A 21,593-nucleotide genomic window follows, 5' to 3' on the forward strand; every position below is an offset into this window, starting at 1 on the left:
GCTACATGCCCGATCTTCCCAGAGACTTGCCTGATCCTTCCAAATCACTACATGCCTGAGATGATGGCCGGCTCTGTGAAACCAATCACCCAACTGCTGAAGGACGTTGCTCCCTTTGTTGAGCGTCAGGGGGGAACCGTTGCCATTCCGACCCCTGTCCCGCGCCTGACGCTATGGACAAGTACACGCACCACGCCACCCACACCGGCGGTGTTCGAGCCGATGTTCTACGCCGTTCTACGGGGCACGAAGGTTTTGACCATGGGCGCCAATCGTTTCGAACTGCTGGCGGGCGACTGCGCGACATCGTCCTTCGGCCTGCCCTATATCCACCAGCTGACTGACGCGACGCCAGAGCTTCCCTACATCGGCATGAGCCTTCATCTCGATATCGGAATGCTCACGCGTGTCGTGCTCGACATGCCCAAGCATGAGGATCGCTGGACATGTGCGGTCGCATCAGACAATCTGAACGGACCTGTCGGCGATGCATTTGTTCGCCTTGTCGGACTTCTGGCCACGCCCGATGACGTCGGCGCGCTCGCGCCACACTACGAGTTCGAGCTCTATTATCGTTTGCTGCAAAGCTCGATGGGCGACACGCTTCGGCAGGTCGGACGGCGAAACGACCGGTTCCAGCAACTCAAGACGGCGGCCGACTGGCTTGCCACCAATCACAACGAACCGATTGTCATTCCCGAGCTGGCGGCCTCGTCCGGCATGAGCGTCACCTCTTTTCACCGGCACTTCAAGGCTGTCACGGGATTTAGCCCCCTGGCCTTCCAGCGTCATATACGCCTGCTGGAAGCCCGAAAGCTTCTCGCCTCCGGAAGCACCAATGTCTCCCGCGTGGCGTATGACGTGGGCTACGCAAGCCCTTCGCAATTCAGTCGGGAGTATAAGAGCATGTTTGGCACGGCGCCCGTCGCCGACCTGCAGCGCTGAACTCTTCCGGGAACGGCAGGCCAAAGCCTTCCGCAAGCAATAATCGTAAAACGGAACACTGAAGACCTATTCCGGTTATTCCCTCGGCGTGTTGATGATCAACGCTGCCATCCTGAATGAAGATTTTCGGCGTTATCGCCAGACAAGAAGCCTCTCGGCGGAGTGCACAAGCACGTGCTGCGGTTCAAAGCGGCTCCACGCACGGCAAAACCTTTAAGGAGACAATGTATGGTCATTCATAAATTCGCCATTGCTGATGCGGCATTTGAACGCTCACCAGGACAAGACGGTGACATTTTCACCGCCAACCTCCTCGATCAGCGTCATGGCGGGCCGGTCACTATCGGATTCGGGCGTTATGGACCAAACCAGATTCTCGAAGAAACAATGGCCGTACACGACACGATGGTCATCCTGGAAGGAAGTATTACCGTTTCCGATAGCCACAAGACGGTGATGGCAGGTCCGGGAGAGATCATCGCCATGCAGAAAGGCGACAGGGTTACGATCCGGTCTCAAGAAGAAGGAGCGTTGACTGCTTATGTGACCTATCCTCATTGGCAGCAGCCGTAGACGTGATCGGCACAGGCAAGCATGGCTTCGGGCCAGGGTCGCATCCGGGACTTTGTGAAGCTGGGTTGTTTTCGGAGTGTTCGACTGTGTTTGGGTGCATCCACTTGCCGCGCGTGCTCGGGGCCGGATTTGTGCTAGACCTAAAAACGACTTCGGCCTCCCGTTAGGAGGCCGATAAGGTCTTGATAGTCTCCGTAATTTTGGTTGCGGGGGCCTGAACCCACAGAGACTTGGAGATTCTGGCGCCTGGTCAATCGACGTGGAAACGGTTTCCGCCTTGCACCAAAAGCAGACTCTCACTGCCACAATATCGACCATCGACTTTGTCAGGCTAAAGGAACGCCTGCCGCCGCCTGCAGAGCTTGAAACACGCATCTCGACCGACTCGCGCGCCTGTAATGCCGAAGGGAAGCGGCGCCGAGAAAGGTCCAATCAAGCAACTGGGCCCTGAACACGGCGGAACGCCTCATCCTGTTCAAGCGCCGCACTGCGCCGGTCTCCGAGGTCGATCAATGCGTCGAGGAGCTTCAGCAATCCTCGTGCGCGATTAACTTCAAGGGGATAGTTCGCTTCGGCTAATCTTTGGATGACGGCTGCAAGCCGCGCCGGCAATGACATTCCTACCCAACTTCCTTTTGCGTATTCGATTGACTCCAATGCTGCGGTAGCTTGTTCAATAAAGGCATCGATTGGATAAGACGCCCCTGCACGCTCGCACAGGCTCAAAAAGTTTTGCATGACATATGTTGACCATCCGGTCGCTTTAACGAGCTTCGTCACGAGAGGCATAATAATTGCGATACCGCTCCAATCGCCATTCACAAACCGCGCAGCTCCCGGACAATCTGCGTCGATGTTCACAAAAAGAAGCGCCTTAATGAGGTTCGGCATATCGTAGCCGTAGATTTCACCCGCACGATAACCGTTCGGCGCAAATGCTCTGTCGTCGATGACCCGTTGTACACAATCATCGAGAACTGGCAGGGCGTTCTCGGGGATGTCTTTGGCATCGAGGATATGACGGGTCACGATGCTATCCGCGAGTTTCGCAAGCACGCGCAATCCTTCCTCGTCGTTCGAGCAGAACGGCTTGACGAAATTGTCGCGAACCCATTGCAGATCAAAAAACGGCAAGGCGCGGGCAAGCATTGTGCCCAAGGTGCGATCCCATTCGAAAAGAGAGGTATCTTTGTCTCGGCGCGTCTTTCTGTCGTCCCAAGATGGCATCAGGCGCTCGGCGGTCCAGCGCACGAGCTCGAGAAGAAGCGACTGGATTTTTGGACGGTAAACATCTGACCGGCACCACTCTTCAATCGGAAAGTGCGCGAAGAGCTTGGCGGCGTATTGCCCATCGAAAGAACGCTTGGGGGCGGTCCAATAGTCTTCCGCACGTCTATTCTGTTTGGATGCCTTCACCCACGCAGGTGGCAGAGGCTCAAAACCCTCCTCGGTCTCCACACCGAGTGCATGCAGTGCCTTCGTGAGAGCTGCTTTGCGCGCATCTCGATCTGCTGTGTCGTCGCGCTCGAAGGTCTCTTCATTTCGGATCGGATCGATGTGGTGCGCGAGATCGAACGCGAAATGCGCGGCAACCCACTTCACATGCGGGTCGGGGTCCATAAAGAGGGCCTGGAAAGCCATGACCTGTACATCCTCGTTCGGATGACTCGCAAGCTGGATCAGGCTTGCAGGGGAGTCCGAACGAGGCGCGCCGCTCTTGCGGTCATGGAACAGAGCGGAAATGAGGTGCAAAGAAGGATGCCACGGAATCTTCGATCCATGGAAATCGCTGGGTTCCCGCATTTTCAGAACGCGTCCCATCACGTTCCACGCCCATGACCGATCCGGTGAATCGCTTTCGTCAAATTTGATAACGCACGCGGCGATAGCGGAGACGCCGCTTTGGATCGCATGGAGGCCGACATCGGCGCGTTCGTCGAATAGGTCGTCGCGGTCGTATTTTTTGGCAAAGGCGATGGCGTTTGCCAACGTCCATTCCTCGGCAGGCTTGCCCTCGTTCAAGGATTTGTGGGCCCAATTAAGCACGAGTTGCTGGTTCAACGATTCCGTGGCCTTGGCAGCTCGTTCTTGTGTCGCCTCGGGCGGCGGCTTCGGCGGTTCATAGCCGATGGCGATTTGATCGCTTTCCGTTTTATACCGCCGATAATTCTCGATATTGCCGAGGCCGGACCAAAGCTCCGCTTTCTCCTTCAAATCCTTCGTTCGTTTCAGGTGTTCGCGTTCTTCTTCCACGATATACGGAAGATTTTCGGGAAACGCCTCAAGCGCCTTCTTGAAACGGTCTCGCAAACTCATGTCACTGCTGATGGCAAAACGCATCGCGAGCTCGCGCACGTCGTGTTTGCGGTATTCCCGGCTCTCAAGAAATGCCTTCGCCTTGGCCTTCTCGCCTTTCAATTGCGTGAGGAACCCGAGCCCGAATAGGTCTATATCCTTCTGCGGCTCGTGGACGAGGCGCGCAAAATCATGGTCCCAGAGGCGCTGGCATGTCACGATGGGCAGCGTGGTTTCGGAGACCTCGAACGTCTCGATGGCGAGGCGCAAGCACAGCCCTAGCGATGCGTAGCATTCGCTGCCTTCGAGGATTTGCTTGATCACGTCGCTCGTGGGGCGCCCTTCGTCGATCTCCTTGAACGCCCAATAAGCGAGCGAAAGATAAGCGCACTGGAGCAGTTCGGAGCCCAACATTCCAAGACCCCAGCCAAAGACGTGCCAATCTCCCCAGAATTCCTGCCGGCCCCACGGAAACTCAAGCACGACGGGGATTGGCGTGCCGTGCTCGCGACGGCGAAATTTATGGATTTGACGCCAGCCGGTGGTCGCATGGTTTGTAAGCTTGGTGATGAGGCGAAGTCCGATGCTGGGGCTCTTCGCAAGTAGGCTGGCGAAAGGTTCGTGCAGCGCTGACGGAGGGTGGAAGTAGCTGTTATGTGCTTCTAGGCCGATATCGTCCAATCTAAACTCGGAATAGCTTGTCGGAAAATACGGCGTCGACGACAACGCCATTTTTTGCTGACGCGTGCGTTTCTTTTCTGGGATCGCCGCGATCTGTTGGCGCCGTTCAACCTGTTCCGCTTCTTCGCGAAGGCGGCGGTCGTATGCCTCCTGCGGCAACTCTTGTATAAGTTTCGCTTCGGCGACCTTTTCAACTGCCTGCGGTGCTACTTCTGCCATAATCGGCGTGAAGCCCATCAGATCGTCGAATGCTGACCGCAGTATCTGTTTGTTGCCGGCAGCTCGTTCAAATAGGGCAACCGCAAATTCGGGATAACCGCGGGCAGAGCGGAGAATGATGCTTCGCAATCCTGTCGCAAGACTCTTCTGCGCTTCGCTGCTGAGTACGTCCCATTTTCCGCGTGCTCGCGGATAGCCCTCGGCATAAATTTCGGCTTCGAGATCGATTAGCCACGCACTGCATGTGGCCAGAATATCCTTCGAACGATTGTTCTTGAAGTCTGCGAGAGCATTCTGCCACACGCTGAAGAGTTCGAGCACCTGCGGAACAAGACGGGCCGGTAACGTCTGCTGGCGTGCGATAATCCAGTCAAGCAGGCGTCCCCATGCCACTCCATCGGAAGGCCATCCTAGGAGGTCGGCCATGCGAACGGGGTCCATACCATCGACCCTAATGCCGCTTTGCATGATGATGGGACTTGGTACGGTATGCTGCGCCTGAAACCACACCAGCAATTTTTCGCATAGCGCAAAGTCGTTTGCTTCGGCGCGTTGTGTAAACTCGTCGATTGCTTTTTCAAACGCGCTTGTAAAAGGCGGGGCTGTGAGCCATTCGCGCCGCCATTGGGCACGAAGAGCAGAGCTCTCAAGTTTGGCGTAACCGGCTGTCCATAAACCCGTTTCGGTAAGTGCGTCTTGCGCGAGCAAACCCACCACGCGACCGAGCAAAGGTGGCTCGCCTGCGGCGGCAAGCGCTGAAGGCCATGTGTCGGCAAGCTCAATAAGCAGGCGGAAGAAAACCCACTCAAAGAATATGTCGTGTGTAAAGGACACTATCGCGCCGCCGCGCTCGGTACGCAGAATGTGGTCGGCCTGAAGCGCAACCAGATGTTCGACGGTCTCCGGCTTGAGATCTCGGACAGAGATTCTCTTGCCGAGATTACGCACGCCCTGTTCGGCGAGATCGACGAGTGCGCGCTGACGTTGCGGCACCTTTTCTGGTATCGCGTCGTGCCCGGCCCGCAGCCACCATGCGTTAATCAAGTCGACTTCGGTTTGCGGCTCGGCGTCTTGCGGAAGAGCCTTTGCAAGAACCGCCGCAAAAAATGGGCGACGGGCGATCTGTTCCACTGCTGAGCTGGGACTGAAAAGAAGACTGCGGAGGTTGGGCTTCGATTTGGCAAGGAGTTCCGCCTCATCGTCGGAGAACCCCTTTACCGAAACGCTACCCATACCCTTTTCGGAATAAAAAGACTGGGGAAACCAAGCCCGGTAGGCCTCGAGCCCTTGGTCGCGCGAGCTAGCGAGAAGTTTCCAGCACTGGAGAGTGGGGTCGGACTCAATGGCGCGGATCAGATCGGTGATGATGTGTTGCTGATCTGGCCGGACACGATCGATTCCATCGATGAATAGGATGGGCGTACCAGAAGCACCGATTTCAGCGAGAAGATCGGCCGCATGGCTGTGGCGCAGACCAAGTGCTGTTGCAAACGTTGTCCAACTCGTTCCTTGCAGTCGGTCATTCTTGAGAAACAGGATCGGTCCTGACTTCGCCGCGTTGGCAGCAAAGTGCTTCAGCACCGCCGACTTACCGCACCCCGGCAGGCCACCGATGGAAACAACGCGATGCTTCTGGAGCGCCTGGGCGACTTCCGCCTGTAAACCGTCGCGCGCAACATGAAAATCATCAACAGTTTCGGAAACATCGTTGAGCGCATCGAGTGATGCAGCGTTCAGCCTATTAATGTCGTCGCTGAAGTTCGGTGCCACGTTGAGACGCACCGAGCCTTGCAATTGAGCGAGCAAAGATGAACGAGTCCATTTAGCCGCGTTAGCTGCGCCTTCGCGCGCAATGCGGCAAAGGCGGTCAAAAAGGAGGATGTCCTGACCGTCCACATTATCCGCAACAAGCTCTTGCAGGCGATTGACGATCTCGACGCGAAGCGCTCCGCCTTCTTCCAAACCGGCTAGATGGAGCGCGGTAAAACCCCGGTAGAAGCTGACTTCCTCATCCAGATTTGCTGCGCCTATGAGGGGCCGCAGGCCTTCTCGCAATTTCTTGTCATCTGCTCCGGCCGTGCCTGTCGGCGCTAAGAATTCTTCGAAGTCTTTGGCATCAGGGCTCGCCTTCGCCTTGCTGATCAGCCGCGAAAGGCTTCGGAATGTCGTATCCGTGACATGCTCAACGACAAATCCAGTCGCGTCCGAACCTTTAACGAAGGCGTCGGCTCCTTGCGTCTTTACGGCGGCCGTGACGATTTCCTTGAATTGCTTGTCAGCGCCGCTGATCGTGATTGAGCGTTTGACTTGAAGATCCAGCGACCTTTTTGTCCCTGCATCGTCGAGCCCGACGATGACGTCGTCCATCGGATGACCGTGACCTTGCCGTTGAACGGCGACGCTGGTGACGATTCCAGGCTGGCCTGCCGCGCGCTCATGCCGCAGCAGATGCGTGAGGTAGTAGGCAACGACCGTGTCTTCGTACGTGAAGCCTGCACCGCCGGTAAGTTCCGTGGAGGCTGGTTTCTGATCAAGTGTGTCGGTCAAGGCGTCCTACTGGGAATTGTCTTTTGAAAGGGTCTTCTGCGCGCGAGCAGTATACGCGGCGCAGGCGCTGTATATTAAGCGGCATTGGCAATCGGGCAAGGGACTATGCCGACGGCATATCTGCTCGATGCATCGCGGACTTGCTCAATCGCGAAAGCGTTTTGCGCGCTGGCAGCAAAATATGGGACGTACGCAATCCGTGGCAGCCGCTCTCGTAAGGCCGACATGCTCAACGATCCCATTGATATCGGCCAGATCAAGCGCACAACTTACTCTCGCCCGATCCGGTGCTGCCTTCAGGCTGGAGTGGAGGTGAGCGGTGCTTTACGCCGAAGGCCGGCCTTGCCTAAGCTAACTCCGCTTTGAATGGCCGAGGTGAAACTATTCACTTCATTGTCTATGAGCTTCGCCGGACCATGATAGACTTCGGACAGTCACGGTTATCTCAAACTGATTTGGGATTTTCTTTCTGCACGGATCTCTAATGGAAGGCTTTTGGGGGGATTTATGCCAGTCGATGAAACGGCCATTCGCCAATGGGCGGACCGTCAGGAGTGCCGAAGGAACCTGCCGCTCCTGGTCCGCCGATTGATACGCGAGACTACTCCATCTCTGTCATCCCTGCGTTTCCCTGGCAATGAAGCCGTCGATCTACCAGGTCTCGACGGTCAGTGCGAGACCGAGAACGCAACGGGTTGGGTACCACGAGGACGAAGCGTTTGGGAAATGGGGTGCAACCAAGAGCCGCGCGCGAAGGCGGACAGTGATTATGAGAAACGAACCGCAGAAACGCTTCGGGATGAACGCGAGAATAGCAGCTTTATTTTTGTTACCCCCAGACGCTGGAAGACGAAAGATGACTGGCTTGCGGAGCGGCGCCGGGAAGGTTCCTGGGCGGCAGTCTATGCCTACGATGCTATCGACCTCGAAACTTGGCTTGAAGAAGCACCTGCAACCTCCCGCTGGCTAGGTGAACTTCTTGGAGTAGCCAACCCGGACTTGTTGACGCCTCACGAATGGTGGCAAAAGTGGTCGACGGCTTCCATACCGCCAATATCCATGTGCCTGGTTGCAACCCGAAAACATAATGAATCTGACACGCTTCTAAAGAAGCTCAGAGATGGCGACCACGTGGTCTCGGTCCAGGCAGACGACCGGAGAGAGGCGGTCGCATTTGTTGTCGCCGCCTTAATCGAAGCAGATGCCGTTGACCTGCTCGATCGAACCTTGGTCGTAACCTCCGGCAAAACGAAAATTCCGACTGCTGGTGCCTCTCGTTTGATCGCGATTGCGGATATTCCGGAGGGGCAGGAATCTGACTTTGGGGATAGACGCAATGTCACAATTGTTAGAGCATATCCCAGAGGTCGTGTCGACGTTCAGGACTCGGTGCAGCTTTCTCATGTGCCATGCCACGCCTTTCGCGCTGAGCTTAAGGCAATGGGATTGGCTGAGGAGGATGCTGAGGTTCTTGCCCGAAAGGCGGGCCATTCCGTTCCCGTGCTAAGACGTCAACTTTCCCCTGATCCAGAGGTTCGACGACCGGTGTGGGCGCGAGGTAGGGCATCAGCCAAACAACTTCTGCCCTTCGCTCTGGCAGGCGCTTGGGTTGAGCGGGAGCACTTTCACGACACCACCGTGCTTCAGCTTTTAGGAAAATTCGGTGATGGCGAAACAGAACGCGTTCGAGATGATTTGTTAGCGCTCGACGACGCGCCAATAGCGAAATATGGCAACGTAAACGTTGTTGTTTCTCAACTTGATGCCCTATTCGCAATCGGACCATATATTGAGCGTAGCGATCTCGACCGCTTCTTCCAGCTCGTGCCAGAATTGCTGGGTGAGCGGGACCCGGCTCTGGATCTTCCCCAGGATCAATGGTGGATGGCGAATGTTTTGGGTAAAGCACAAAGCTATTCCGGCGCGCTTCTATCTGGGCTCGGTGACACTTTGTGCATTTTAGCATTCCATGGCGCTGAGATATGCGGGAACAGGCTGCAAATCGACTTGGCGTATCGCGCAAGCAAGTTGTGCGTTCTCTTATGCAGAATGCGAATGATGAACGCTGTCTTTCAATCCGCGGCCATCTCCGAATGCTTGCAGAAGCCTCGCCAAATGCGTTTCTCGATTGTTTGGAGGAGGAGCTTCAACGCCCCCAACCCTCCATCCAGGCAATCATGGGAACGACAGGAGGACCAAGCGGCGGCGAGTGTCTTCGCACTAACCTACTCTGGGCACTTGAGCTGTTAGCGTGGCATCCTACGCATTTCTCGCGCGTCGCCGGAATCGCGTTTGACCTTCAGCGCTTTAAAATAAATGACAATTGGTCAAACTCACCCGCGTCAACCGCGCGGTCGCTTTTCCGCGTTTGGCTGCCGGCAACTGCACTTGGTTTCGTGGAGCGGATGCAAGTATTACGGAGATTATCCAAAGAGTTTCGAAGCGCGGCGATTGGTGTCTGCATCTCGCTACTTCCCAGCACCGGCCCCGGTTTCGCCATAAGACCCACAAGACCTCAGTGGCGTGCACTGGAACATGATGTGCCTATCCCGACGAACTTTGACGTTCGGGATGCTGCGATTGAAGCAAGCCGCCTTTTGCTAGATTTGGCTCCTTTTGACAAAGCTGAGTTGGAAGAGCTGCTGAAAATCGCCCCACGTTTGCACCCTGACGATTTGAGCCGCTTGGTTGAGCAGGTCGAGCGTTGGGCATCAGATGCTGACGACGAAGACAAGGCGGGCCTCCGGAATGACCTCCGGCGTCGTGAGGTCATGCGTACTTTCGAAGACGGCGAAGACGAGAACAACGTAGTGGTTGCTCTTCGCAGGATGGAGGCTGCGCTGGAGGCTGGAATTGCGACTGCCCGCCATCGCTGGCTTTTCGACAGTCCGCACGTCGAGTGGCGATCTCTGATCGAAGATGAGGAGAAGGGACGCTTATCGTGGCAGGAACGGGATGCTCGCATACAGCGGAAGCGCATCGGGGCCATCATGGAAATCCGAGAGCAAATGGGTGAGGATCAGGTCTTCAATTTCGCGCTAAGTGTCAAGCACCCCGAGCTTGTCGCCCAAGTTGTGGTGCCGCCAGAAGCCTCTCCGGAGATAGCGGCGAAATGGGCGGTGCGCGCGCTCCAGCATCAACCGAGCGAATCAGTCAATACCTTCCTTCGCCAAGTGCTCTGGACCTCCGGATGGACCGATCTCAACGCCGTTGTGACAATTCTCTCTCAAACGGGCATCTTGAAGGATGCCGACGCAAAGTATCGGTTAGCCGAGCACCTTCCTGGCCGCGCGCCGGGATGGACAGTTGCTGAAGAACTAGGAAGTGACGTTGCGACCACTTATTGGAGGACTGTATCGGTCAGATTATGGGACGACACACCATCGGAAGAAGCTGAATACGCTATAACAAAGCTGCTTGATGTTGAACGTCCACGTTCAGCATTTACTGCAATGAGTCTTTCACCTGATAGACTCTCTCCAGAGAAATGGGAACGCATTCTGGAAGCCATTACGCATGGGCAAGAGTCGGATGGTCCATTTCCAGACTCCTATCATTTGGACGAAGTGCTTAAACGCCTTGATGACTCTGACGAGATCTCAAATGACCGGATCGCAACTTTGGAACTGCCATTCGTACCGCTGCTATGCCGCTATGGGCATCGCCATCATCAAAGAACCTTGGCGATGCATCGAAAACTGGCAAGTGATCCATCGCTGTTTGTTCAACTGCTGTGTTGGCGCTATCGTCGCAGAGACGGAAGGGACGATCCGGAGCAAGAAGAGATATCACCAGATCGCCGGAAATTCCTTGCCGAACTGGCATCTCATACGCTTGAGGGCTGGAATAAACTTCCCGGGCTGAGCGAAGACGGAGAGATAATCGAGCAAGATTTCAACGTCTGGGCCGAAGAAGCGATGCGACAAGCAAGTGACCTAGATCGCAAGGAAGTTGCCGAAACACATTTCGCAGCTTTACTCGCACGCTTTGCACGCCACCGTCCTTGGGATGACTGGTTGCCGGTGGTGATATTGGACTTTTTGGATCGCTCCGAAAATGGGGAGCTTCGCGAAAAATTTGATCTGGGCGTTCGAAATGCTCGTGGCGTCACTAGTCGTGGGCCATACGACGGTGGCGAACAGGAGCGCAAGCTGGCGGGTCGCTATCGTGGACTTGCCGCACGATATGGAAATTCACATCCGCGCGTTTCAGCCGTTCTCATCTCGATTGCTGAAGGCTACGAGGGGGATGCCCGTCGTCAGGACGAACGTGCAGCTATAGGCGAGCGTTGGCATCCATAGGGATCGCCCTTCCTGCTGCTATGAATGATCGCTGATTATGAGCCTTCGCCTTTCGCTGGCGTTAATGCATCAATCAGTTGCGAAGCATATTTATATGTCGAAAAGGCCTTGAACGTTATCCTGACGGGAATCCGGCAAGAAACTACGTTCGAAAGATTGCTTGCATGTATTCGAAACTCCACAATGCCCTTGGCATCTTTATTGGCGTCGGTTTCGATCACAGCGTGAAAGCTCTCAGGCTCCCTTCCATGTCGCCACAGAGCACACTCTAGCCTGAGACTATCCCCCGCAATCTTACGATGACCGCCTTTGTAGTAGAACCCTTCCGCGTCGCGCCCTCGATGGAAATAAGGATCGACCAACGGTCTTAGTTCGCGCTCTATCCCATAGCCCGGCCCAAACATGTTCGACACTCGAAACATAGAGCCGAGCGCAGAGAATTGAAATTCTGGCACGGCTGGAGGAACAGGCAGGGGGTAATTATCTTCATTTTCATCGTCTTTATCCGGCGGACGGCTAATTAAAAGCGGGCCTTTGGCAACGATCTCCACCAGAACATCGTTTGCCGGGCGTGTGCCGGAGTTCTGCGCCACGAAGGAGAAGTTACTTTCTGTTTTATCTTGCAGGAGCTTTAGGTGAATCTTCCCGAGCGCCGTTTCCAATTTCGAGAGCCATGCCTCATAGGCCGCGTTATATTCTGCTATCTGCTGTTCGTTGGGTGGGCTTCGCATGCCTCGAAGCGATTCAAGTGAGATGCCGCGCGGGCCTCGAACAGGTATTGACTGTGGAGCAAAATTGGTCTGCAAAGGAAACACTAAGCGAGCTTGATCCAGAAGTGCTCTAATTTCCTGCCGTGTCAACGCCGAAGCCCTGGCAAACTCGTAGTCGAGAGATAAAGCCGGCCTGCCGTTTGAATCGAAAAATTCCGCATTAAAAGTGGGTTCATGTTTCTGTAATCGGGCTATTTCCGCCTGCGCCGCCTTAAGTTCTTTCGACTCTTTGGTAGCTTCGGGTTCAAGCCGCCATTCGTCGGGAATCGCGATGCAAGTTAGAGAGACCGCCTCAGTCGACGCCATTACACCTGTATCATCAGTCAGGACCGCCACATCGGCGTCGACCACACCACCTGCAAATCCGTGCGCTATCCCGACAAGGGTATCGTCTGGCTCGGCATAATTAAGCTTATCGGTGAGTCCTACATCGGGTTTGAGGTCAACCCGCAGCGTAAGCTTTACCTCCGGTGGGCCGTCGCAGATATCCTGGGGTGCCAGCTTGTTTTTGATTACTTCTCGTAAGAGCGACGCGATCTGGCGGGCGCGTCTCTGACGCCGGTCGTTGCCGCCTCCTTTATGACGGTCGATCTCCTTTTGAACTGGGCGGCTGACGATCAATTCGACCTCATCATAGTCGCCCAATTCCTTCCACGGCAGTTCGCCGAGCGCCCTGCATTGAAAAAATAAGTTGCTGTCGGGAAAAAGGATTAAGCGTTTAGCGCGACTCATGAGGAAATAATGACTTTTCGATCAAAAAATGTCGAGCACCGAGCAGAATAGAAGGAAAACTAACGCTGAAATGTCTTCACGTATTCTTCCCATCCCTTCGGCTGCAACGCTTTGTCAACAGCAGCGATCAATTCCGGCTTATTGGTTTTGAAAAGCGATGTCGTTCCGGAAAACCCGTCATAGCCAAAATGATGCATGGACGCATCGGAAAGCGCGCCGCACCATTCACGAACATCATCGATGTGGCCGATCAATGCCTCCCGCCCGAGCCTTTTCTCGGTTTGCTGGCCGTGGAAAATCTTCTGCCTTATCGAATATGATGCATCGACAGCATTCTTCAGGGTTCGATAGCGTTCACCTATGAGGTCTTTCACGCTCATTCCGCTAAGATGATGTATCGCCCCCATGAACGTGCGGTGAGATAGACCGGCATTGTCGTAAAGCGCCTTTCGGAGGCAAGCCTGATCCGAGTAACGCACCGTGGAGGCTTGGTAGACAATGTTCGCTGCAAGCTTGCGTAATTGTCTTTCCAGCTTGATCCAGGCGAGACAAAAGCCATCGACACCTCTGCTTTCGCAGCTCGACCTTAAAATCAGGGAGACAGTCTCGAACTCTTTAATACAGCCATCAGTCATGCCCTCCTCCGTTCGCCATAAATCCCTCTCGATACGTGTTGTATGAATTCTGCGACCAGCGATTGTTTTCGGACGCGATCCGGCTCATCAGAGGAAATTATCGAGCGACTGGAACACGCCTGCTGTTTTCCATAGGTTCCGATTGCCTACCACGTAAAGCGCTTCCTTAGCCCTTGTCGCTGCGACGTTCAGGAGATTGGGACGACCGCCAGCCCAGCCCCTCGCGCCTCGCTGCTGGGCATCCGGAGCACCCAGGATGAAAAAGACGGCCTCCGCCTCGCGGCCCTGAACAGTGTGAACCGTGCCGATGCGATCCCTGACCCACTGATAGGGGTTTTCGACCCACCCCTCGAGCAAGCCGCTGGTACGCAACACTTCCCGCGTACGATCCTGCACCACGACGAACGGGGTCACGACATAGAAGTCGGGAGCGCATCCTTTATCTCGTAGTTGGCGTAGCAGGCCAAGCAGCGCGTCGCCCTCCTGCGGGCACCATTTTTCCTGCCCCCGCCCCTCGACATTGATCCATCGGGAAGGACCGAGAATGTCCCGGATTGCGGAAGGTTTGGCTGCCTTCGCCTGCACCATGAGGTTTTCGTAGGCAATGGAATTGGAAATGCTGAACATCGGTTCGGCGCAGCGTCGATGAACCAGAAGAGGCATGCCAACTTCACGGGTTCCAAACTTGGTCTCGAATGTTCCGTAATATTCCGTGGCGCTGTCGGCCAGTGTTTGCGCCGAAGCCCCTGGCGCGTTGTAAATCAGCGGATCGACCCCGAATTGCTGGCACATCGCTTCGGTCAACTGGTCAGGCAGAACGACGACCGGCTCGATTTGGATCGGATCGCCGACGACCATCGCTCGTTGAGTTCGCATCAATGCGCCCACGGCCGCCTGCGGCAATGCCTGGCCTGCTTCGTCCACCAGCAACCAGCCGAAAGATTCCGGTCCGATTTTACTGAACATGCGGGAGACCGAAGCAAACGTGGTGGAAACCACCGGCACCAGCAGGAACAAGGTGGACCAGAGGTCCGGGATCAGCGCGTCCTTTTCCGGACTTCCCAGCGAACGCGTGCCAAAGCCGTTCATCAGAACATTGAGGTTATGCCGGATCGGCTTTGCGGCACCATCAACAAACGCCTTATGCAATGCCATCGCTGCTTCGAAAACATCGTTGCGCAAACGTGCGGTAGCCGCATCCAGCCAGGGCGCACTCTTCTGTTTGTCCTGATGACGCTGGTCGAAAAACTCTTCTGAAATGAACGTGCCGGGATATCGGCGGGCGAGATCTTCGCATGCAACCCGTTCGCACCGGAGTGTCTCGGCCAGTTCGGTGACCGAAGCCTGCATTTTTTGTAGCTCGCCGTTCGCCCGCGCATATTCCGACCTTTTCGTCTCAGCATCTGCCGACAGACGCGAAAGCTCTACCTTCTCGGAGGTCAGCTTTTTCGAGAGGATATCGTATGCCTCGCGCCATGAACGATAAACCCGCGTGCCAAACAGCCGGCTGAGAAAACCGGGCCGCGTTCTCCATAAGGCGGCTCGATTCTGATCCAGTGCTTCCACATTCCGCTTCTGGACATCAAAAGCGGACACCGCTTTTCCGGCGTTCTCCGCCAGTTGCGCCAAAACCGGGCGCATCGCTTCGATTTCGACGGTGAGACCATCAACCGTCTCCTGCTTTTGCCGGATCGATCGCAAAAGGTCATGGGCCTTCTGCAATTCCGCCAGTGCCGATTTCGAAGATGCCGCTACCTTGCGAAAATGCTGACGGGCTTTTCTCCAGCGCCGCAGGGCCTCATCATGATCCTCCGGTGCGTTTTCCTTGACGATGACATGCGGCGGTCTTTGCCTCGTTCCTGTCTCTGTTTTCTCAGTGATCAGTTGAGGATTGCCGCTGGCCTGTTGCAAATACCTCTGGAGCCCGACGTCATCGTCCCACCAGAAGGTTTGCCGGAAATCACTTCTGTTCTTGCCATTGCCGAGCACTGCAGCAACCGCACCCCAAGTGTCGCGTTCCAATAGCGCGTCAGACACGGTCTTGAAATATCGGAGGCCGCCGGCGTCACCCGCTATCGCTTGCATGGCGGGAAGCTCGGCGCTGACATTTTCGACGGCCTTGTTGTTCGAGGAGGCAACGATCATCTCGTATCCCCTGATCTTGTTGTCCAGGCGATAGAGGTGAACGAAGGAACTTCCCTTTCTCAGCTTCTGCCCTGAATGGATGAAGGCGCTTTCCGGCTCGTCATAGGAACAGAGAATTTCCGCCCGCTTGGTGACAAGCGCGGCGATGACATCGCGAAGAAGGGTTGTTTTTCCCGTGCCGGGCGGACCGTTCACAGCGAGAATGCCGGCCGCCTTCAGGTCGTGAAGGGCAAGATTGACCGCGCATTGCTGAAGGAGTGCCAGCGAATGCCGGCCGTCGCCCGGCCACGATCCTAACGGGAATTTCCGGGGCTCGAGCGCTTCTGAAAGCGTCTCGTTGTCCTTCATGAGGTTTCGGCGACCGCTTGGCTTAAGTGCGCCCAAATAGCGCTTCAGGTTGGACGTCGCCTTGCCGGAAGCCACAAGAGCGCGTGCCGCTACCAGATCATCAAGGAAGAACGAGTTGAGCAGAATGGACTCAGGCGGATCTTGCAGCTTGAAATACTGATACGACCGAACGGCAAACGCCGGTGGCCTGACGAATTGTGCAGACAGGCTGACGGCCTGTACCAGCCAATCATAAGCGTCTTGAATCATCTTATGGGTGAGCGGCAGCGGATTTCCGTCCCTGTCGGCAACTACGATCTTTGCCGCCAACCCCTCTACGAGCGACTCTTTCGCGTGCGACCATTGTCCTAGATCGCTCAGCCTGCCGCCCAGCGCCACGGGTATTCCCCAACCGAAGCTGGAAATAGAAACGGCTTCGCTCTCGACCGGACGCCCCTCCCGGTCCACCATGATCGTCGCGAGCACAGCCTCGCCGCGCGCTTGTGGGCGCTCCGCCCGGCTGTCGGTGTAAACCGCTAATAGTGCCGAAACGGCAGCTTCCATGTCGATACTGCCGAGAATGACTTGGTAGTAAAGCTTTTGATTGGGACGGCTTCTTTCGCCGCCATTCTCCCAAGGCAGCGCGTCCTTATCGATTTGGGCGATACGGTATCGATCGCCGCGCGCCAAATCCTCGGGCTTTCGGAACGACGGAGGAGACAAGACCTCCATCGCGGTCCAAGCCGAGAGGATGCTTCCGGGATCATTCCCGACAGGGGGACGTTCTGGGACAGGACGGATTGTTATTGCCGGAGCGGACGCTACTCGGGAAACAGGAGAGGCCGAGCGCTCGACCGGTTTCACGGCAGAAATAATCGGGCTTTCCACGGCAGCCTCGCGGGTATCAACGCTCATGGCAGATCGTTGAGCGATTGTTCCCCGGGCCTGCATCGCCCGCTGCCGTAGCTCCTGCGCACGCTGGGTTTTTCGCTCGGAAAGCTCTTCAAGCAGATCATCCAAAAACTTTGGATCACCATGTCGTTGATCGAACTGAATAGCCCCTAGATTTGTAGACGCCTTCTTCCCTAAATTTGAGGCAGGAGGCCTACATGGGCAAAGGCAATTTCACGGAAGATTTCAAGCGCGACGCGGTGCGTCAGATCACTGAGCGGGGCTACCCGGTAGCGGAGGTTTCGCAGCGGCTCGGTGTCAGCCAGCATTCACTCTACGAGTGGAAGAAGAAGTTCGGCACATTGAACGCCAAGGCTAGCGACGAGGCCGAGGAGATCAGACGGCTAAAGAGAGAACTGGCCCGCGTCACCGAGGAGCGCGACATCCTAAAAAAAGCGGCCGCGTACTTCGCCAGGGATGCAAAGTGAAGTACGCGTTCATAGCCCTGCATCGCCTGAGCTTCTCTGTGCGGACGATGTGTCGGCTTCTCCATGTTCACCCGAGCGGGTTCTACGCTTGGCTGAAGAACCCGTTGAGCAAGCGGGCCAGCGAAGACAAACGACAGACCGATCTCCTTTTTCAGGCTTGGCGGGAGAGCGGCAAGGTCTATGGCTATCGCAAGCTTCATGACGATCTGCTCGACCAGGGAGAGATGTGTTGCCGGAACCGCGTCGCGCGTCTGACAAGGCTTGCCGGTATCAAGGCTGAGATCGGTTACAAACGCCGTCCCGGCAAATATGGCGGTCGCCCCTCCGTCGTGGTCGACAATACGCTCGATCGGCAATTCGACGTCGAGGCTGCGGACAAAGCCTGGGTCACTGATATCACCTATATCCGGACCTGCGAAGGCTTCGCCTATCTCGCGGTCGTCATCGATCTCTATTCCCGCCGGGTGATTGGCTGGGCAATGCAGAGCCGGCAAACCACCGACGTCGTGCTGCAGGCCTTGCTCATGGCGGTCTGGCGACGCAAGCCCAAGGATCAGGTTCTGATCCATTCGGATCAGGGCTCGCAGTTCACCAGCATGGACTGGGCTTCGTTCCTGAAGCACCACAATCTGGTCCACTCAATGAGCCGGCGTGGCAACTGCCACGACAACGCGGTCGTCGAAAGCTTCTTCAACCTTCTGAAGCGCGAACGCATACGCCGCAGGGTCTATCGATCACGCGACGAAGCCCGCCAGGACGTGTTCGATTACATCGAAATGTTCTACAACCCGAAACGCAAGCATGTCAGAAACGGAATGCTGTCCCCCGTCGAGTTCGAGAAACAGCAGAAAATCTAACCCGAGGGCGTCTACGAAACTCGGGGCTATTCAAACAGCTTTTCAAGCTCTGCTACGCCCTTCTGGATAAGCGGTCTTTTTGGCATGTAAACATTCTCAAATTACTGTTTGGCTCCATTTGCCACCAGAAGCTGTGCAAAATCAAATATTACGATGCAGAAGAATTTACTGGCACGCATGAGAGAATTGCTTTTGGGGTCCGGGGCCGCACCGCTATGTGGCCTTTCGGCTGCGTCTATGTTCATCTGCCCACGGAACAGATTCCACTTCCCCAACCCATTTTGCCTTCAGACGGTTGGAGTACCGGCCGTTGTATCCGGAGAGTTTGAGTAGAAACATCTCGATATACCATTGCGCCAGGTACCAGCATGGTACGATCAGTGGAGTTATCTTTACGGCCATACGGCGTTTCGGATGGACAAGTTCGTTGCGTACACAAACGATCATAGCAGCGGCGTCCATTAGTTTTGGGTCTGCGCGCTTTGCCTTTTGCAACTCCTTTAGGTGTGGCGGGAGTTTTATAGGTATCCCCAACTCAAGGCACGCGGCGCGGATTTTCTCCGCCGCTGAATTTGGTATCGTTGATCCCGATGATGATAAAATCGCGACGGATAGGCGCTCCAGCGCCGATTGCGAAAGGATCAGGCCGCTATCGATGCCCGCGCCGTCCCCGCCCCGGTTGCTGCGCAGATACCAATATAGCGCGGTCGAAACCGCCTCGCCCAACAGCTTGTTATGAAGCGTGGTAACGAAGCCAGAATACGCTTCCGCGAGACATTCTCCGTGATGGACGTCCAGCCATGCGTATCCGGACTGCCACGGAGCTGAAAGAAGTGTTCCCCATGATTCATAGACTAGCGCGTTGCCTGCATCATACCCCACGGGGCCGAAAATCGATGTCCACTGCCCGCGTGCGAACGAGAGGAAGCGATGCAGGTCCCCTATAACCCGCCACAGTGCGGAAATGGGGAAGGATTTTCCATCGCATCGATCCACCTTGACGACATGAGTAATGCCGCTACCACCGTCGCTTTTCAGTTGTTTGACGATCTCTCGCGTGTGCGGCAGTTCCTGAATCTCAATCAGCCATTCTTTGTGAGCCAGAACAACACGCCCGAGCCGCTGATGCTTGCCGCCCTCTTCAAAAGGAAATCAGGCGAATTCTCACAGAGGCAGACAAATGCCGGAAAACTCACCAGATGAAGGATTGCAGATTTGAGCCGAATGCGCCGGTCGCGGCACAGTTCAAAAGTGCCAGACCGTGCCACAAGCTTTAGTTCACATTTTTCGTCAGTCGTGCGCGTCTGCGTGCTGATAACGGCGGTCGGATGGCTGGCACCCTCCAGCTTTAATATTAGGTCGGCTGACGAGTAGAGGATACTCGCCGCGTCGAAATAGTCCTCAACCTCGACAGTAACAACCACGTGTTCGCGCAGCCCCAAATGAAGCTGCGCCCAGCCGCGCCCATTTATCGTCTTCCCATTCGAGAAAATCTCGGCGTTCCGACATCCAAGCTCAACGGCGCGTTAGTTTGCTCGGAAACATACCTCGGAATGATTCGGTCAACCATTCGACGAAGATATTCGTTTTTGACCAATGGATCATCTGATCTTTATGGCTTTGAAGGCCACCGCGAGCTTTCGTGGACGAAAGTAAAATGGAACGATGAACCGCTCTCGAATCTCATGCACCGGCGGTCGTGGTACGCTCCCGCCATTTGGCGACCGTCTTCGGGTTCAGGCCGTTGCGGGCGGCAACGGACCGAGTGCTTCTTACAACGCTTGGGTTGGGCTCGTAGACGCTGCGTCATGCGAACGCTGTCGTGAAAGAACACTTCCCATAATGCGATCTACTGCGGATTAATTCCCCTCGGTCAGCCAAAGAAGACCAGCGATGCCGGGTAAGAAGACGTGTTCCCCTCCTCTCGTTGCAGTAAAGGCAGGAAGCCCCGGTACGCGCCTTCTGACCGGCTTCGCGGGGTACAGAAAATCGTCCACGCTATCCCGCCTGCCGACGATAGGGTCTGCCCTGGCGCCCTGCGATATGAAATCCCCATCGTTGACCCATTGCGCCTGGACAAACTCGAATTGCCGGCCCGGGTCGGCGTTTATGATTGCCAGCATGATGCCGCGATCGACCCCGTCGTTGACAATGGCGTCCTCCGGCAACAACGGTCCATAAGCGAATCCACGTCGAAGAACGCGATGCAGCCGGATGTTCGTTAACGAATCCTTGAGCGCATCGCGCGGGTTGACCCGTCGAATATGGCTGCCCGCGGGGGTCCGCTTGCCTTCGGCGTCGGTATCGGCATAGACAAACGCATTGTTTCGAGTGCTGTCCCGAGCCAAACCGGAATCGTCCTTATCCGGCGAAAGTGCCAGCGGCGCGCCACTTCGCCAACGGCCCATCATTTTGGCCGCAAGCAGTTCAGCTCCGTCTTTTGTCCGACCACCACTTTCATGAAGGAAAGTTCGGAAGGCGGCGACGTCCTGCCAGACCTTGCGGATCGCGATGAAGGTGCCATTGCGCCAGAGCGCGGCCGGAGCATCGAGCGACGCGACCACACCGAGTTCGTTCTCATAGCCGAGGATGAATTCTCCGGGCTTCAGGACGTCCTGGCCAGGCAAGGGGTCACCACCCTGCCCCTCGATGAACGGATGGCTGATGCCGTCGGCATACCCGAAATGCTCCCTGAGCGTTGGCGGCACGCCGACGTCAAGACGATGAATCAATTCGACGCCGGGAATACCCTCAAGGGCTGCATGCCCGATGGCAAGCTTGGCCTCCTTGAGCTCGATACTTCCGGCCATCACCAGAAGCCCGATATCAAAGCCATTGCCTCCGTGAGGCAAATCCCAATGATCCGGCGCATTCGTGCCGACATCGCCCAGATAGGCGCTACGCGCGGCCATCCCCTGCCGAAACTCCCGCGGGAACCCCTCGAGGCGTTCGTCGCCCACCAACTTTCGCAGACCTGCATAAGAGAATACGATGTTGATCCACGCATTCTCCGCCGGGCTGCTCCAATCGGCTGCGGACGTGATATGCGGAACGAGCCGCTTCAAGAGAATGCGCGCCGCAGAGGCGTCATGAACCGTGAACATCAGATAGCTGCCGAAATAGGGCATCGGGCGGCTGCGAAGGACAGTCCCCTGAATGTCGGCAAAATCGAGTGTCGATACCATGG

Annotated in this window: 11 protein-coding genes; 6 read left to right on the top strand and 5 right to left on the bottom strand. The window is 55.9% G+C overall.

Annotation, left to right across the window (positions count from 1 at the left end; all coding sequences use genetic code 11):
* The first annotated feature begins 51 nt into the window (after positions 1–51).
* On the top strand, positions 52–945 hold the full coding sequence (locus BTN45_RS11490) for an AraC family transcriptional regulator (RefSeq protein WP_004443590.1): 894 nt from the start codon (positions 52–54) through the stop codon (positions 943–945).
* A 228-nt stretch (positions 946–1,173) separates the two neighbouring features.
* On the top strand, positions 1,174–1,518 hold the full coding sequence (locus BTN45_RS11495; RefSeq protein WP_112766996.1) for an ethanolamine utilization protein: 345 nt from the start codon (positions 1,174–1,176) through the stop codon (positions 1,516–1,518).
* Positions 1,519–1,950: 432 nt separating this feature from the next.
* Here the strand turns inward: BTN45_RS11495 and BTN45_RS11500 are convergent, their stop codons facing one another.
* Positions 1,951–7,260, bottom strand: a complete 5,310-nt coding sequence (locus BTN45_RS11500; protein ID WP_207587823.1) for an ATP-binding protein — start codon at positions 7,258–7,260, stop codon at positions 1,951–1,953.
* Positions 7,261–7,767: 507 nt separating this feature from the next.
* Between BTN45_RS11500 and BTN45_RS11505 the strand changes: the two genes are divergently transcribed.
* Complete coding sequence (locus BTN45_RS11505) at positions 7,768–9,510, top strand: hypothetical protein (RefSeq protein ID WP_207587825.1); 1,743 nt, start codon at positions 7,768–7,770, stop codon at positions 9,508–9,510.
* 290 nt (positions 9,511–9,800) lie between these two features.
* Positions 9,801–11,561: a hypothetical protein gene (locus BTN45_RS11510; protein ID WP_207587827.1), complete on the top strand. Its 1,761-nt coding sequence runs from the start codon at positions 9,801–9,803 to the stop codon at positions 11,559–11,561.
* 35 nt (positions 11,562–11,596) lie between these two features.
* Here the strand turns inward: BTN45_RS11510 and BTN45_RS11515 are convergent, their stop codons facing one another.
* The 3 genes from BTN45_RS11515 to BTN45_RS11525 all read right to left on the bottom strand — a co-directional run bounded on the left by BTN45_RS11515 (position 11,597) and on the right by BTN45_RS11525 (position 16,860).
* The gene (locus BTN45_RS11515) at positions 11,597–13,063 is read right to left on the bottom strand and encodes a hypothetical protein (RefSeq protein WP_207587829.1); all 1,467 of its coding nucleotides are present in this window, start codon (positions 13,061–13,063) and stop codon (positions 11,597–11,599) included.
* A 59-nt stretch (positions 13,064–13,122) separates the two neighbouring features.
* The gene (locus BTN45_RS11520; RefSeq protein ID WP_207587831.1) at positions 13,123–13,698 is read right to left on the bottom strand and encodes a hypothetical protein; all 576 of its coding nucleotides are present in this window, start codon (positions 13,696–13,698) and stop codon (positions 13,123–13,125) included.
* An 87-nt stretch (positions 13,699–13,785) separates the two neighbouring features.
* Entirely contained in the window at positions 13,786–16,860 is a 3,075-nt protein-coding gene (locus tag BTN45_RS11525; RefSeq protein ID WP_207587833.1) for an AAA domain-containing protein, read from the bottom strand.
* A gap of 419 nt (positions 16,861–17,279) precedes the next feature.
* Here BTN45_RS11525 and BTN45_RS11530 point away from each other — a divergent pair.
* A protein-coding gene (locus BTN45_RS11530; protein WP_207587836.1) for an IS3 family transposase occupies positions 17,280–18,406 on the top strand; the annotation gives its coding sequence in 2 pieces (ribosomal slippage) (positions 17,280–17,508 and positions 17,508–18,406; 1,128 coding nt in all).
* Positions 18,407–19,336: 930 nt separating this feature from the next.
* Positions 19,337–19,609 (top strand): hypothetical protein, encoded by a 273-nt coding sequence (locus BTN45_RS11535; protein ID WP_207587838.1) that lies wholly within the window; start codon positions 19,337–19,339, stop codon positions 19,607–19,609.
* A 656-nt stretch (positions 19,610–20,265) separates the two neighbouring features.
* Here BTN45_RS11535 and BTN45_RS11540 read toward each other — a convergent pair.
* On the bottom strand, positions 20,266–21,591 hold the full coding sequence (locus BTN45_RS11540; RefSeq protein ID WP_207587840.1) for a peroxidase: 1,326 nt from the start codon (positions 21,589–21,591) through the stop codon (positions 20,266–20,268).
* Positions 21,592–21,593: the final 2 nt, after the last annotated feature.

Origin of the sequence: Rhizobium sp. ZX09, assembly GCF_017357485.1 — a bacterium.
Lineage (GTDB): Bacteria > Pseudomonadota > Alphaproteobacteria > Rhizobiales > Rhizobiaceae > Agrobacterium > Agrobacterium pusense.

Coding starts and splice junctions, on each gene's coding strand:
- BTN45_RS11490 (WP_004443590.1), top strand. CDS start 52: ATGCCTGAGATGATGGCCGGCTCTGTGAAACCAATCACCCAACTGCTG.
- BTN45_RS11495 (WP_112766996.1), top strand. CDS start 1,174: ATGGTCATTCATAAATTCGCCATTGCTGATGCGGCATTTGAACGCTCA.
- BTN45_RS11505 (WP_207587825.1), top strand. CDS start 7,768: ATGCCAGTCGATGAAACGGCCATTCGCCAATGGGCGGACCGTCAGGAG.
- BTN45_RS11515 (WP_207587829.1), bottom strand. CDS start 13,063: ATGAGTCGCGCTAAACGCTTAATCCTTTTTCCCGACAGCAACTTATTT.
- BTN45_RS11520 (WP_207587831.1), bottom strand. CDS start 13,698: ATGACTGATGGCTGTATTAAAGAGTTCGAGACTGTCTCCCTGATTTTA.
- BTN45_RS11535 (WP_207587838.1), top strand. CDS start 19,337: ATGCAGGTCCCCTATAACCCGCCACAGTGCGGAAATGGGGAAGGATTT.
- BTN45_RS11540 (WP_207587840.1), bottom strand. CDS start 21,591: ATGGTATCGACACTCGATTTTGCCGACATTCAGGGGACTGTCCTTCGC.